The following is a 15,937-nucleotide window of genomic DNA, read 5'->3' as shown; positions in this document are numbered from 1 at the left end:
GGCGACGAAATGATCACTCGCTGCCCGGATCCAAAATTGCGTCGATGCGAACGATGACGTCATCCAAGTGCGCCTCCGTGACGCGATGAACGATCTGTCTGCCGGTCCTCCGCACCACGTCGGCCCGTAGGTCGGTCAATTGAGCCCTGACGAGCGGCCGCACGTCTGAATTGCTTACGTCGGGTGCGGCACCCTGGAACGGGTTGCCCGCGGGTTCCTCGGTCATGAGGTACTCCATCCGCTCTAGGTATGCGCGTTGGAGCGCGCGACGATATCCATCGATGGCGGACACCGCGCTTAGATCTTGCCAGACCCCGGAACGGACATCGTCTAGGAACTCCACCAGCGGATACGAACCGGATGGCTGAGTCGCCTCGAGTTCGGAGAGCGTGGCCATCCGGCGCGGATCGAGTAGGCGATTGAGGATCGAAATCTGTCGCCGCGAGACGTTCGCGAAGCTCCCTCCGGTGGGCCCGATCCGCTCCAAAATGTCAGGGACGTTGAGCCAAACAGGTGCGTCGAAGACTTCGCGCGTCAGCCATGCCATTGCACGCTTCTGCTCGGTGCGTTCGACGCCGTCGAAGACCGCGCCGTCCTGGTCCGCTGTCTTGAGGTCGACGTGAACGCCAGCGACGACCGTGACCACGTGCCCCACGTACCGGTTCCATTGGCCCACCGCCTCGCCGTAGATCTCTCTGAGGTCGGAGTAGTCTTCACCCGACTTCGTGGTCCATGCGACGAGGTTGGGAACGATGCGCTTCAGATTCGCCATGCCGTATTCGCTGGCCCGGACGGGGTCGTCTCCCATGTCCTCGGTTTGCGCCCGCGGGTCACTTACCCCGAGTCCGCCCTGCGGCAGGTACTTGTACATGCGGTCGTCTGCACGTGCGACGATCCACTCGTCGAGCGTATCGAACTCATCCGCGGGGGTGGCTGCGTCCGGAAGGAGCCGGTACCCCCAATTGACGGAGTAGTGGTCGTACACACCGATTCGGCGCAGGAAGTCTTCCGGACGGAGGCCGTCCCCGGGCTGCGCGATGTAGTTCTGCCGCGCGTAATCCATGATCGTGGGAGCAACGCCCATTTCGCTCGCGAAAGTCTGTGAGCGGAGTGAGTCCACCGGATAGGACGAAGACGCCACCATGTTGTGGGGGAGCCCAATCGCATGACCGATCTCGTGGGTGATGACCTGCTCCATGGCTTCTTCCATGAGCTGGTCCGTCAGAGGGAGCTGCCGCGCGTCCGGGTTCGCACCGCCAGTCTGAACCATCATCCAGTTGCGGTAGGACCGCATGTGGTTGTGGTACCACACGATGTCCGATTCGATGATCTCACCCGTTCGCGGATCTGACGTGCTTGGGCCCTGAGCGTTACGCGTCAGGCTCGCCGACCAGCGGACTACCGAGAAACGCACGTCTTCCGGATCCCAATCTGGGTCTTCTTCCGGAGACGGTGCGTCGAGCGCAACGATCGCGTTGCTGAACCCCGCGGTCTCGAAGGCCGCCTGCCAGTTCTCCACGCCTCTCTTCACCGCGCCGACATAACGCGCTGGTGTTGCCGGGTCGACGTAATAGGTGATGGGGGTCACCGGATCGACGACTTGGCCGCGGGCGTACGCTGCGGCGTCGGACGGTTCAAGGCGCCACCGACGGATGAACGTCTCTGTGGCCGCCTTCTGCTCGTCCAACCCGTAGTTGATCCGATTGATGGAAAAGAACCCTAAGCGCGGGTCCGCATGCCGGGCCCTCATGGGCTCCTCGGGCAGGAGCACGAGAGATTGATTCATTTCCAAGGAGATCGTATTCGCCCGCGCATCGGACGGTGGGGCGCCTGCGTCGTACGTGAGCGTATGGCGCACGTTGACGTTTTGCGGGTAGCTGCGGACTCTCCCAATGAAGCTCCTGTCCTCGTCCAGCCGTCGGACCTGGTAGGTGCGGCGCTGAGCGGGGCTGAGGCCGGAGATCGCCGGGGTGTCGCCTCCGAAGAAATCGGTCACATCAACGACAGACGATGTGCTGTCGGGCCCACGAGCCTCGATCTCCCAAGAGGCCAAGATCGGTGGGAAGTAGTTCGCTTGAACCGAGAGAGCGATGGCCAAGGTGTCGTCCGCCATCGCTTCGCCGGAGTACTTCCGCAGGAGAATGCGGTCGTCTTGTCGCTCGAACCGGACCATCTGACGGTTCGACGCGGCTCCGGCCGGTGAGAATCCGCCAAGGCCATCCATTTTGCCGGAGACTCGACTGATGAGCAGCATGTCTCTCCTGAGCAGCGCGTCAGGGATCTCGAAGAGGTAGTCGGAATCCTTGTGATGAACCGTAAAGAGACCCTCGTCGGATTCTGCATCCTCGATCACGTCCTCGTAGCTTTCATCGCCGCTATCCGAGTCTCCGCCGCGATCGCCCGGGCCTCCCTCACGTGCGTTTCCGGACCCTTCTGGAGACGGCATGTCGGGGCCGTTGGTCGTTCCTCCACATGCGGAAAAGAGAACGATCGTCAGGAGGGCGATCCAAGCGGTCGGCGTACGCATCATTACACTCAAGTCGAGGTGTCGTGGCTCATGAAGAGCTTTGTATCCGATAACCGAACGGGCGCTGCGAGCCGGGGCAATGGTCGGATGCAGGCCGCACGTCATGGCGGAGCACGGAGCCTTTTCCCCATCTTCTCCGGATGAGGAACTACCGATGACACGGCGCCCCATCTTTTGGGTCGTCTTCAGTGCGCTGGGGCTCGCAGGCGCGATCGTAGCGGTCCAGCTGTTCACCGTCGCCCTGCCCAACGTATCCCTCGATATCTCGATGGATCGCGCGGCGGCGATGGCTGACGCGTCTTCGCTCGCCGACCGGATGGGGTGGGGGCCTGACTCCGCCCGCGCGGCGGCGTCCTTTGGCCAGGCAGACCCTGAGGTTCAGACGTACGTCGAGCTCGAGGGTGGCGGTCGGGACGCGTTTCAAGATCTCATGGATGCAGGCGTCTATCAGCCGTATCAGTGGCAGGTGCGACTTTTCGCTGAGGGCCAGGTCACGGAAACGCGGGTACGCTTTTCTCCTGCCGGTGAGCCTTACGGATTTCGAGTGAGACGCGCGGAGGATGACCCCGGCGCGGGTAACCTCAATGAAGCTCAGGCGCGCTCCGTGGCAGAAGAGGCGGGCACTGCCTGGCCGGTCGACCTCGGTCGGTACTCGCTTCTGGATTCGTCCGAGGAAGAGCAACCCGGCGGTCGCGTAGACCACACCTTCGTCTACGAACGTCAGGACGTCACGCTCGCCGAAGCTCGATTTCGGCTGCGGCTCGTGGTGGCGGGTGATCAGCTCACTGAACTGACACACTTCGTGTTCGTTCCGGAGGCGTTCTCGCGTAGGTATGCGGATATGCGGTCGACCAACGATGCGATTGCGTTGGTATCGAGTTCGATTTTCATGTTGATCTTCGTGCTGCTCGGAGCGGGAGTTGGTAGCGCGCTTCTGCTGCGTCGGCGCTGGATCGAGTGGCGGACTGCATTGGCCTGGGGTGCGGCCAGTGCAGCGCTCTTCGGTCTGAACGCGATCAACGCCCTACCACTCGCGTGGATGGGGTACGACACGGCGCTCTCGTCGAAGCTCTTCGTATTCCAGAACATCGCTAGCGCTGGAGCCATCGCGCTCCTGGGGGCGCCTCTACTCGCCTTCTTCTTCCTGGCCGGTGAATCGCTCGGCAGGAAGGCGTTTCCGGAGCATCTCCAGCAATGGCGCTTCTGGAACCGAGATGTGGCTGCGTCGAATACCGCCCTCGGGATGACCGTTGGTGCGTATATCCTGGTGGGCCTCGAGTTGGGCTACGTGATTCTCTTCTACCTGGGGACTGCGCGCCTGGACGGGTGGTGGTCTCCAGCAGACGCCTTGGTGCAGCCCGATCTGCTTGCCACCTACTTCCCTTGGTTACAGGCCGTCTCCATCTCGCTGTTCGCAGCGTTTTGGGAGGAGAGCATCTTCCGCGCGGTGCCGATCGCCTGTGCTGCTTTGATTGGGGCACGGTACGGACGGAAGAACATGTGGATCTGGGGCATGGTGGCGTTCCAAGCCGTCGTCTTCGCTGCAGGGCACGCGAACTACCCGCAGCAGCCGGCCTATGCCAGGGTGATCGAACTTTCTCTGCCGGCGTTTGTGTGGGGCAGCGTGTACGTCTTCTTCGGTCTTGTCCCGACCATTATCACGCATTTCCTCTACGACTTGGCCCTCATTTCCAGCGTGCTCTTCGCGTCGGACGCAGTTGTGGACCAATTCGTGATCGTGTTGGTGGGGGCGATTCCTCTGGCGGTCGTGTTGTGGGCCCGCAGGGGAGGACGAGGGACAGCTTATGCACCCCCGTGGGCGTTCAATGGCGCCTGGAGTCCCCGACCTGTCCCTGAGCGACCGCCTGCCGAAGCTCCACCACTCCGTGAGAGTTCAGCGGCGCCAGTAGTGGAGGAAGCCGCCCCCGTGGACGCTGCCGCTCGACTCCCGCTCCCGGCAGTTCTGTTTAAGGTGATGGGAGCCGTGGGCTTTGCGCTGTGGCTTGGTGCGCTCATGGTCGACAAGGCGCCTCCCCGGTTCGAAGTCACGCGTGTTCATGCCATCGAAATCGCTAACGAAGCCCTCACTTCGAGCGGCCATGACATCAGCGGTTGGACTCCTGGGGCCTTCACGGGTGGCGGTGCGTCTGAGGGTCACGAATACGTCTTTGCGGAGGCAGGTTTCGAGACATTCGACGCGCTCGCGGGAGACTTCCTTTCCCCTCCGCAGTGGGTTGTCCGGTATGTCGATTGGACTGCCGATCCCGAGGATAGGGTCGAGGAGTTCCTAGTGAACCTCAATGTGGACGGATCGCTCCGACGAATCGTGCACACGCTTCCAGAGGGGAGAGCGGGGGCGATGCTCGGGGCGCCAGCGGCCCGCCGGCTGGCCGAGGCGGCACTCCCTCCGGGTGACTGGGAAGAGGTCGGGGCAGAAGAAACGACTCATGAGGCCCGCACAGACTGGAACTTCACCTTCCGAGACAGGGCGGTGCTGACCGAAGTGGACGGCGAGGGGCGGGCAGCAGTGTCCGTGCTGGGAGATGAGGTCGGCAATGTGCGCCGTTTCGTACACATCCCTGAGGAGTGGCAGCGCGCGCGCCGTGACTTGGAGAGTCGGCGGTCCATCCTGGGCGTCGGACTCATCTTCACGCTGATCTTGATGTTCGGAGTGGGGGCGATTGTGGCCATCGTCGTGTGGAGCAGGGGAGGACTGAAGGTGGGGCCGGTCTGGAAGGGCTCTGCACTGGCGGCCGTGGCGCTTGGGATGTCGGTGGCGAACGAGTGGCCGGTCACTGTATCTCGCTTTTTGACGAGTCAGCCGTATGGATTCCAGGCAGGAGGGGCTGCGCTCGGGCTCCTCTTGGTGACGGTGATCGCAGGCGCCGCGATCGGGCTCGTCATCGCTCTTGGGCACTCCTGGGCCGAACCCGAGGCACGGGTCCGGCCTCCACAGTGGATTGGCATTTCCGTGGGACTGATCGTGGCGGGGGCCGGCAGCTTCGCGGCTGCGTTCCTCGGCGGGATGCCGTCGCTGCCAGACTACTCTGGGGTCGCGACGTTCATACCGCTGCTGTCTCCACCCATCGATAGGATTGTGCCACTCCTTTTCGTGACGTCTGCCTTGCTGCTCCTTGCGGTGGCGATGCGTCGTTTCCGCGGACATCCATTCCTCGGGAGCGTCACCGGCTACGCGGTACTCGCTTTGGGCATCGTGATCGTCCCGACGGCCCTACAGGATTCGTTGGTGATGTGGGTGGGAGGTGGACTGGTCGGCGCAGCAGCCATCTACGGCCTCGTCCACGTGATTGGACTTCTGCCGGCTTTGGCTCCGATCGTCTTCGGTACGGTAGTGTTCTTGGATGCCCTGGAGTCTGTGCTCGACCGAGCCTATTCGGGAGCTATGCTCGGGTATCTGCTGGCCGCGATGATCGTCGCGGTTCTGGCGCGAGCGTGGTCGAACGAATTGGCGGCGGCACCGTCGGAGAGCTCGGCCAACCTTCCAGCTAGCTGACCAACGTCAGGCTGCTGAGTTGTCCCTGGCTTCGGCGGGCAGCGAGTAGAGATGTACAGTCACCGCGCCGGCTACCAGAAGTAGCAGCACCACAGCCCACAGGCGGCTGGCCAAGAAAAACGCTGACACCCCAATGAACAGCCAGAGGGTAACGACAGAGGTCCGTCGGATACGCGGCGAGATGATGCCTCGCTCCCGGTAGTCAGCCAGATACCGACCGAAGAACCGGTTTTCATGGAGCCAACGTTCGGCTCGGTGTGAGCTCCGGGCGAAGCACCACCCGGCGAGGAGCAGAAAGCACGTCGTCGGCCAGAGAGGCACGAAGATCCCGATCACTCCCAGAACGACGCTTGTTGCCCCAATTGAGAAGTAGACGCCTCGACGCACTGGGCCCGGCAACACCTTGGCGGCGTGTTCGGCGGCTTCATGGTCGACGGGGCAGTCCTGGGTCACTTCGCATCCTGTAAGAGCGGGTCGGAGCCGATACGGTGCCACAAACGTGGGCGGTTCTCAAGCCCGTTGACCCGGGCTACTCATCCCGTACAAAGTCCCGCTCAGCATATCCTGATCGAGACCGGCTGAGGGATAGGCCCTCAGACGCCGGAGCAAGCTGTGGAAGGTGGCAATTCCATAAGGTGCCAACTCCTGCAATGAACGTAGTCCATTGATAGATGAGTCGCCCGTCGCGTCTACGATGCGGCCGCCAGTCGTACATATGGGCGATCGATTCTCCCGGGGTCCGGTGAGGACCGACCAGGAGAATCGGAATGCATCACCCCATCTCCGCAGCGACGCATGTAGACTCGACACAGCGCCGTCGTTGCCGGAGCGATCGTGGCACAGGACCCCGCGCTTCCCGAAAAGTTGGCGTGGTGGGCCACTGCTTTGGGGGTGCCTGGATCACCCATCCCCTCGTACCTCGGACTCCGCCCGTCAGATTGACCACGAGGTGGATGCTGGCCGCCACACACGGGGCACCGAAACGGTAGGACGTCGTAGATCCGGGCGTGATGAATACACCATCGAGCTGAAAGACTGAATCGGTCAGATATTCGTCATGTGAGTGAGCCATTCCATATTCGGATCAAGGCACCATACCCGGGAATGCCGGTCTCATGGTAACTCCCAATTCTTAGATTACGCTTTTGGCTTCTCGGCTACCGCCACAAAAACACCCACGGCTCCCCAAGCACCTGGTTCGGCGCAAAGTCCGTAGATTTCTGTTAGAAGCTCCTCACCTTCAGCGCGAGTCTCGTCGGTGAGGTGCTCTCTTTTGAAGCCCGTCGTGATATCCAAAAAGCTTTTTATGCCGAGTTGAGCCGCATTCATTACAACCACTTCTATTGTTGGCTTTTCAAATCCGGCTTCGAGTAGATAAGCCTGAAGTTTCCGGCCCACAAAACGATCGCCTCCCTGGGTGTGTTGTCCTTCCGCAGCCAACGTGGTAAACGACGTAAACTCATCTGTTTTGGGGTACACGCTGAGCCAAGAATCATCCACGTCCACTATGCAGACCCGCCCACCGGGACGAAGCGACGAGAATATATTCTTTAGAGCGTCTCCGGGCCTTTCGAGATGCTGAAAGAGGAACCGAGCATAAGCAAAGTCAAATTGCTCCTTGAAGGGAAGCTTATACACATCGCCTGTGCTAAAAGCCACGTTTGCTGTTTGTTGTTCGTCTTTGACACCCCGCGCGACCTGAATTAGGGCATCGTTAATGTCAAGGCCCGTTACTTGTCCCGGAAAGACCAACCGAGCAAGTTCGCAGGCCGTAATGCCCGGCCCACAAGCTACATCTAACAGGTCCATTCCCTCTTCGAGGCCCAACTTATGCCAAAATCCGCGCTCTAATTCGAGAGCAATAGACGCCTGATGCTTGAGTCGCGTCAACTCTTTGTCGTTTTCATCAAATTCTCCAAATGCATAAGATCCCGCATTGTCACTCATTACGTGGCTCCTAAGTTGTAGAGTCGGAATGACCCATTAAAAGATCAGTCGTGTCTTTCAAGCGTATGCTTAAAAGACACGACAGATTAAATAAAACCTTTAAAGAGATTTCAGGATAGCGCTTCATCGCCTTCCTTAAAAACGTTTGGCTAATCACCAGCACTTCAAAATCAGTTTCGGCGGTAATGGTTGCCGTTCGTGGAGCTGTCGACAATAACGCGACTTCTCCAAACAGGTCTCCGTTTAAAAATTCAGCTAGCTGAGCACGTTTCTTTCCTGTCTGTCGCGTCGCAGTTAATCGACCATTAAGCACGAGGTACATTTCATTACCCCAATCGTCTTGCCTTAGAAGAACTTCTCCCGTGTTTCCTTTATAGGTCGTGCCCACGCCGATGAAGGATTTCATTTCTTCATGGTTTAAATCCTTAAAAAGAGGAATGTCTTCCGGGCGAAGATGTTCTGAAAAATACGACCAAAAATCATCGACGCTTAACAGGCCGATGCTCGGGTCCCGATGCCTCTCCGGAAACGTGCGTTCAAACCAAGTCTTCATGTGTTCGTCCCGAAACAATTCTTTGGCCGGTCCGTAAAAAGGCGAACGTACTGTTTTAAAATAATCTAGATCATCCCCCACCATCAAAAGTGGGATCTGCGTTCCCAGCCCTTTCATTTCAAAACCATTCTTATATTTGCGATATCCTATTCGTTCATAGAGCCTAGTGAGAGAAGGTACGCAGTGAATCAGACTGACTGCACAGCCCAGCTTCTTTGCTTGGCGGAAGACAGCTTCTAACAGGGAAGGCATGACGAGCGAGCTTCGCCATCTCTTTGCCACCATCAGTCGCGACACGTACCCAATCTGGTTGAGTTCCAGCCCCTTAAACAAATTTATACCAAAGGCCTCCGCATAGTCTTCGAGACGAGGCAAGGTGCTCAACAGATTGATTCTTAAGGTGGCGGCAACTTCGCCATTCTTTTCGAGGTAAAGAAGGTCGGCGACCTCATCAAGATCATCCTTTAATAATTTATTCTTGTGGTCGGCTTCTGCAGAAGTCTTTTTCATTTCTTCGATGTATATCTTGTAGCGAAAAGCATAAACGCGACGCCGCTCTTCGGCGGTGGCGGCGAGTCGTACCTTTGGAAAGAGCAACGCTTTAATGAGCTTCATGAGGCCTTCCTGTCCTTGCTTCGTTCGCTGTGCTCATCAGCCTCTAAAGGTTCGTCTGGCCCGATCGCGTGCGCCCGGATGTCACGCGCGGCGAGCTCCATCGCCAGGACCTTCGTGAGCTGTCCCGCGGTCCTTCTAGAGGTCGCGTGGGCGAGCTGGTCGGGAATCGTCACCGCCGCATTGGTGGACGACATGTTGAGGATCGCGCCTTGAGTGCCGCGGTCCACCATGTGGAGTGCGACCGCGGGGCCTAGCAGAAACGTTCCTCTAAGGTTCACGGCCAAGACTCGATCGAAGTCCTCCGTGGAGACGTCGACGATGGAGCCAGCCTCTATGATGCCCGCGTTGTCGAGGAGGATGTCACACCGCCCACCCCGGTCGACGCACGCGTCGAGCAGGGCGGCACGCGCTGCCTCTTGAGTGACATCGGTCGGGACGGGTAGGGTCTCCATACCGGAATTGTCTGCGATGCTTTGAGCCGTTTCGGCGCGCGGGTCCGCATGGGCATCGGCCGTCGCCACCCGCGCGCCATGCTCCGCGAAGGCTCGGGAACAGGCCGCACCGATTCCGCGGGCTGCGCCTGTGACGCCGGCGGTCTTTCCGGCTAACGAGATCAAGTGTGGTCTCCAGATCAGGGGCGGGTCCGAGGCAGGGTAGATGGGGGTGCGAGGACGGACAAGCGCGTCCGCACGATTCCCTGATCGTCTTGCTCTAGAACCGGTAGGTGTAGTTCACCTTGAAAGAGGCCCCACGCGAGAGTGTGTTCAGGACGCGTTCGTTGGGACTGGCCAGGAGCGACACGTACTGCCAGTTGTGCGAGTAAACCAAGTAGATGTCGTTCCCCGGCTTCACGATCCAGCGTAGTCGCGCGAACAAGCCGACCAGTTCGCTCTGGTCGTCGTACTGCACCTGGTTGGTGATACTCACCCAGGGGCTCGGATTCCAGTCGCCGCTTATCTCATACAACGAGGCCGTAAACGAACCCGACGGCATCTCGACTGAGTTGTACTCGAAGTTCGTAGACAGGCTAATGCCTGGGTTCGGTCGGACGGTAATGCGAGCCTCAGATCGACTCCTGTCACCATTCCAAAATCCGCTCTTGGTAAGGCTTCCGTCCAGAGACACACGGCGCCGTCCTGAAGTGCGGCCGCCGACTCGATATTCCCAGTTGGTGTAGTCGCCCGGGGTGACCTCGATGCCGTCGCTGACCTCGAATGCGTCGTCGAGGAATTCGAACTTCTTGGTTGCGTTGAAATCGATGCGGTCACCGCTCTCGAAGTTCAGACCCAGAAGCTTGAACTCCCACTCACGCTCCTCGAGAATCCCGGTATCGATCGTATTCTGTGTGGAGAGTTGCCCCTCGAAGTTCAACTCGCGGATCCACGACACACTCGGAACCCGCGGAGACCACTGCACCTGGGAATTGACCCGACGAAAATTGTTGCGGGTTACGAATCCCACTGCAGGGTCGAAGTCGTCACCGAATTCGCGGAACGAGAGGTGTCCGTTCCAGACGTCGTTGGGGTAACTCACCCGAGTCCCCCATGAACGCAGATTTTGGAAGCTGAGGTCCTCGCGCTCCGCATCCTCCGTCCCAAGCGGGTTCGTATTCGCCACCAGATAGGCGGAGAAGGTGAGGTTTTTGTCGCCCATGAAGTGCCGGGTCTTCAGGTCGAGATCCACGCCCGCTGTGTGTCGATCGATGAGGGCGAGTCCCGTGGGGCCGGCGGCCGTGCTGCGCCGCGTGTAGATGACGCCCAACGCGGACTGCTCGAAGAGCTGCCTCTTCACGCGGGCGACCGTGAAGTTCTCGCGAGGGATCGTGGCGTCGGCTTCGGCACGGGAATCGAAGTAGTCCAGTTGACCGGTGCCGATCTGATAGAAGCCCAGCTCGAACGGCCCGGACTGTCCAGTGAGCCGGGTGCCGTAGTTGATCGGGACCTGCCGTCCCTGATTAATGCCGATCGCACGGGAATAGAACGGCGAGGGGCCGCCGTTCGGGGCGAACGAAAAGACGCCCGATCCTTCCAGAAAGAAGTTGCGTTGCTCCGGAAAGCGGATCGCGAAACGCGTCAGGTTCACGCGTCGCTGATCGCTTTCGACCTCGGCGAAGTCAGTGTTGAGGCTGAGAGATGCCCGCAGGCTAGAGGTAAGGCTGTAGTTGAGGTCCAGGCTGATGTCTTTGGGGAACGTGTGGGCTTTTGCCTCGGGATCGGCCGCAGTCGCGACGTTACCGGGGGTATTACGCCAGTTCGCGACCGAAGAAGGCACCGCCTCGAGACCGAGACCCTGGGACAGACCACTCAAGCCAGTAAGACGGCCCGCAAACACCGGGTTTCGAAGGCCCTGATTGCGCTGATATCCTCGCCACAGCATCTCTTCGTTCTTCCTGCGGATGGTGCGCTGGAAGTTGATCCCCCACTCAGACTGGTCGGGGTTGAAATTGAGCGTCCGGAACGGAATCTGAATCTCCGCGGACCACCCATCAGGGCGAATGAACGTCTGCGCTTCCCAGATCCCGTCCCACGCCTTGTTGGTGCCGCCACCACCACCACCACCACCACCACGGCCGCCACGCCCTCCGCCAGCGCCGATCACGCCATCACCCATCAGTCCAGCGGCATTGATCTCGAAGAAGTAGCCCGTGCGGCCATCCAGGAAGGTGTCGAGGATCCACATGAAGCGGTCATCGGTCCCAAGGCTCGCGTCGCGTTCCCGCTGAAAGGCGAGAATCTGACTGGGGTCATCGTAGATGATCGCGCCGATATAGAGGTTGTTCTCGTCGAAGATCACCCGGATTTCGGTGCGTTCCGACGGTTGGCCCCCTTCCACGGGTTCCTGCTGGGTAAAATCCGAAATCGGGATAGCGTTCTGCCACACGCTCTCTTCGATCCGCCCATCCATGCTGATGTCGAGGGCGCTACTCGATCGGTACGCGATGAGCGGAACGAGTGGAGCGGTCGCGCTCGAGGTCGGACCGCCGCTACCGGACTCCTGCGCATGAGCGGGTTCGACTGGGAGTGTCGCAGAAACTGTGATGATCAGTGCGATGGTAACGATAGTCGGACGGCTCATTCACTGTTCCTTCTGTACTGACTTGGGCATGGAAGGGTGCTGCAACCAACGAGACACACAAGCCACTCAGCCTGTTGGGTAGCGTGCGGTGTCCCCTCCTCCCAGCCAGCCTTACGTTGCGCCCCATGCGATATATCCTCCCTCTCGTCTGCCTGGCGGGCTTGGCCGCCGCCCCAGCAGCCGACGCGCAGATCCCTCGTTACGGGCTCTCGACCCGGGTCGAACTTCACATGCTCCCGGCAGTCACCAGCGGACCGCTCGACCCCGCCTGGCACCCCGATGGCTCGGCACTGGCCTACTCCATGCGTGGCGATATATGGATCCAGAGCGTCGGTGCGGATCAGGCGCGGGCCATTACGCAGGGACCTGGCTACCACTTCGAACCGACGTGGAGTCCCGACGGAGAGTGGATCGCGCTCGCGGTGGACACAGACGGCGAGCTCGACATCGCCGTGGTTCGGACCGATGGCTCTGACTTCGAGCGCCTGACATCCGATGCCGCCGTGGACGTTCAACCGGCATGGACGCCTGATGGGCAATTTGTAGTCTTCGCATCGGCTGCTGGCTCCGACTTCGACATCATGCGATACGAGATGGCGACGGGAGAGGTCCAGACTGTGGTCGGCGGACGAGGGAACCAGTTTCAACCAGCCCCTTCTCCAGACGGATCGACGCTCGCCTTCATTGCGGGACTCCGCGGCCGCCTTGGAAGCGGAGGCATTTGGACCCAGCCCATGTCGGGCGGCGAACCTCAACTCGTGCACTACGAGGAGACCAGCTACCGGACGGCTCCCACGTGGACTCCGGATGGTACCGCCCTCGTCTTCGCCTCGGACGCTGCCGGCTCCTACGACCTGGCCACGGTCCCGGCCACCGGGGGAAACAGGGTCCGTCTGACCAACGAGCCTCTCGACGAATTCTCCCCCGCGTTGAGTCCTGACGGTACGCTGATGGCGTTCGTGGGAAACCATGAGGGACCTACCTCCCTCTACGTGACATCCCGCTTCGGTGGTGGAAACGCGGCGTGGCAGCCCGTCACACAGACGCGGCTGTCACCGATGTACGAGACGGCCACGGTACGCGGACGGGTGCTCGGGCCCGACGGCGAGGTCGTGCCTGCCCGCATCCAGATCTTGGCATCGGATGGAAGGGGCTACGTACCGTCGGGGGCGTTTCATCGCGTGAGTCCAGCCAACGAAATCCACTACTTCCACTCCACCGGTGACTTCGAGATCGAGGTCCCCGCCGGGGATGTGAGAGTAGAGGCCCTACGGGGCTTCGAGTGGATCCCCGCGGACGAGACCGTACATGCGGAGGCGGGTCGAACTGTGACCGTCGAGCTTCACATGGAACGACTCGCGGATCCCGGCCAGTCCAATTGGGTGTCGGGCGACACACACACGCACGACCTGCACGAGGGTCGGTACGGGCTGACCCAAGAGGACTTTTTCGGTCAGCTCCGAGCAGATGACCTGCACGTCACGAATGATCTCATCCACATGGATGGGACCAAGATCATGGGCCGATGGAGCGACCTCACCGGCGAGGACTACTCGGGATCGACCGAGGATTACATCCTGCGTTACACGCAAGAATTTCGCGGGTCGTTCGGGCACGTTGGGTTGCTCGGAGTGAACGAGTTCATCATGCCTCTCATTGGGGGCACGTCCGGGTCGCCCTACCCGGCGGACGGTCTGAAGCTGATGTACCTCGATAGCATCCGTGCGCTCGGGGGCATTGGTGGCTTCATGCATCCTTACACGTTCAACAACGCAGCCGTGGGGACGCCTGAGTTCGCGGCTCAGTCCGACATCCCCATCCACGCCGTCCTGGGTCGTGGTGACTTCTACGACATCGTCTCCATCGCGTCGGACGAGCTGGCCAGCGCCGACATGTACTACCACATGCTCAACGTCGGCGTGCGGCTGACGGCTACAGGCGGTACCGACAACTTCTCGAACGTCTGGCGTGATCCGTCAGGTGGAACCGCGCGTACCTATGCTCGACTCGATGGTCCCACGAGCTGGCGGGGGTGGATCGATGCTGTGAGGGCCGGGCGTACGATTGCGACGAACGGGCCGCTTCTTTTCGCCGAGGTCGATGGCCAGGAGCCCGGATCGGAAGTCAGCAGCCGAGACCGCGTGATGGTGGAGGTGGACCTCGCCACCATCGCGCCCGTAGACGTGGTCGAGATCATTGTCGATGGTGCCGTTGTGTTCACCGTTCCTGTGCCGGAAGGTCAGGATCGGCTGAGCGTGCGGGAGTCGATCCCCGTGGACGGCGCGCGCTGGATCGCCGTCCGGGCCAGGGGAGGCAAGGCACGGTATTCAGGGGACAACTACACCTTCGCGCACACCACGCCGGTCTACTTCGTAGATGCCACGGCCAACGATGCTTCGAGAGCGTCAGCCGTCTTTCTAACTGAAGTGATCGACGAGATATGGCGCCGGGTGGATGCGAGAGACGCCTGGCTGGAGCCCGGGGATCGCAGTGAGTACCGGCGGCTTCTGGACGAGGCGATTGCCCGCTTGTCAGGGGAGTAGCTTCGCGGCGGGTGACGTGCCCCCCACTTCGGTACCACGATCGCCATACACTCCCGCGTGTGTTCATCGATCACGGTAAGCAGTTTGAGCGGCCGACCGTCATGTGTCCGAGTGCTCACGAAGTCATACGACTATACGTGTTGAGCATACAGCGGTCGAAGCCGGATACACGATCCGTCATTGAGCCACAAACGGCCCCGCTTCGGCTGACGTTTCGGCACCTTCAGTCCCTCTTGGCGCCAGATTCGTTCCACCCGCTTATGGCTCACCTGCCAGCCTTCGATCCGTAGCAGATTCGCCACCGGACGGTATCCGTAGCGACCGAACCTGCCTGCGAGTCGCACCACGTCACCGCGTAGTGCCGTCTCCTCTGATCGGACCTGCTTCACCCTGCGCTGCGTCGAGCGTGCCTGTCCCAGCACACACCACGCTCGACGCTCGCTCACCCCGAGTCGCTGACGAACGTGCACCACGCACCTCCGTACGGATAATTTCATCTTCTCTATTATTAAAGATACCGATCATAATTACTGAATCCAACAAACAGGGTATATGCACCAGTACGGATTAAAGACACCTAACATCCATGCGATAAGAATCCATAAAGGAATCTTTACCCAGAGTTTGTCTTTAGACCACTCCCTAAATCGGATAGCATAAGGTGCTAATTTATTCATTATCCACTGACTCATTTATTACCTCTATTATATTTGGGAAAAAGTTACCACTGATCTTTATCTTTGAAGCCAATGATCTTGATCATTCTCATTGGAGCACAATCCTGTGCGACTTCTTTGTTCTGGATCTCTACGAGTCCCCAGTCTTGTAGTAATGTAGCAATTGTATTTCTACGTTCTACATCACCTTGTTCTAAATTTTATTTCTTTCCGTCAAGCATAAACAAATCTTTGAAGTGTACTATGAGAAGTACCGACCTTGTTTATGAAGAATATGACAGGACTGGTATAGTTTGTTATCAACGGATAGGAAATTCAACGCCCCAAATGAGGTGTTCAGCGAGCGGGGACAGCGCGAGGCATGGGACGAGGAGCATGGGGCTGCGGGGTTGGCCTGAAAGCAGAGGCGGCTGGAGGCGCGGACAGTGCTCAGATGTGGGAGGGGGACGAGGAGATGTCGATATGGGCGGAAGCGAGCGGCCGGGT

General features: G+C 59.8%; 8 protein-coding genes, 1 pseudogene and 1 riboswitch. Of the genes and pseudogenes, 2 read left to right on the top strand and 7 right to left on the bottom strand.

All coding sequences use genetic code 11. The features are described from left to right. Positions 1-13 precede the first annotated feature (13 nt). Positions 14-2,527, bottom strand: coding sequence for a zinc-dependent metalloprotease (locus tag P8L30_07485; protein ID MDG2240029.1), 2,514 nt, complete (start codon positions 2,525-2,527; stop codon positions 14-16). 154 nt (positions 2,528-2,681) lie between these two features. Here P8L30_07485 and P8L30_07480 point away from each other — a divergent pair, with 154 nt between their 5' ends. Beyond that, positions 2,682-6,041: a type II CAAX endopeptidase family protein gene (locus P8L30_07480; protein ID MDG2240028.1), complete on the top strand. Its 3,360-nt coding sequence runs from the start codon at positions 2,682-2,684 to the stop codon at positions 6,039-6,041. Between the two features lie 6 nt (positions 6,042-6,047). On the opposite strand, the gene P8L30_07475 is transcribed toward P8L30_07480, so the two are convergent. The 5 genes from P8L30_07475 to P8L30_07455 form a co-directional block, all read right to left on the bottom strand. Further along, positions 6,048-6,494, bottom strand: a complete 447-nt coding sequence (locus P8L30_07475; protein MDG2240027.1) for a YbaN family protein — start codon at positions 6,492-6,494, stop codon at positions 6,048-6,050. Positions 6,495-6,603: 109 nt separating this feature from the next. Continuing rightward, a riboswitch (SAM riboswitch) is annotated at positions 6,604-6,719 on the top strand. A gap of 459 nt (positions 6,720-7,178) precedes the next feature. Next, positions 7,179-7,988 (bottom strand): methyltransferase domain-containing protein, encoded by an 810-nt coding sequence (locus P8L30_07470; protein MDG2240026.1) that lies wholly within the window; start codon positions 7,986-7,988, stop codon positions 7,179-7,181. A gap of 10 nt (positions 7,989-7,998) precedes the next feature. Next, on the bottom strand, positions 7,999-9,156 hold the full coding sequence (locus P8L30_07465) for a cyclic nucleotide-binding domain-containing protein (protein MDG2240025.1): 1,158 nt from the start codon (positions 9,154-9,156) through the stop codon (positions 7,999-8,001). Further along, positions 9,153-9,773: an SDR family oxidoreductase gene (locus P8L30_07460; protein ID MDG2240024.1), complete on the bottom strand. Its 621-nt coding sequence runs from the start codon at positions 9,771-9,773 to the stop codon at positions 9,153-9,155. Before P8L30_07460 ends, P8L30_07465 begins: the two co-directional genes overlap by 4 nt. Positions 9,774-9,867: 94 nt before the next feature. Continuing rightward, a complete protein-coding gene (locus P8L30_07455) occupies positions 9,868-12,231 on the bottom strand; it encodes a DUF5916 domain-containing protein (GenBank protein ID MDG2240023.1) in 2,364 nt (787 codons plus the stop codon). 125 nt (positions 12,232-12,356) lie between these two features. Here P8L30_07455 and P8L30_07450 point away from each other — a divergent pair, with 125 nt between their 5' ends. After that, a complete protein-coding gene (locus tag P8L30_07450) occupies positions 12,357-14,774 on the top strand; it encodes a CehA/McbA family metallohydrolase (GenBank protein ID MDG2240022.1) in 2,418 nt (805 codons plus the stop codon). Positions 14,775-14,800: 26 nt separating this feature from the next. Here the strand turns inward: P8L30_07450 and P8L30_07445 are convergent. Continuing rightward, positions 14,801-15,256, bottom strand: a pseudogene (locus P8L30_07445) (IS3 family transposase). Positions 15,257-15,937: the final 681 nt, after the last annotated feature.

The sequence above is a fragment of the Longimicrobiales bacterium genome, from assembly GCA_029245345.1.
Classification (GTDB): Bacteria; Gemmatimonadota; Gemmatimonadetes; order Longimicrobiales; family Gaopeijiaceae; genus CALFPJ01.
The sequence above is the reverse complement of the archived record's forward strand: the minus strand, read 5'-3'. Positions and strand labels throughout refer to the sequence as shown.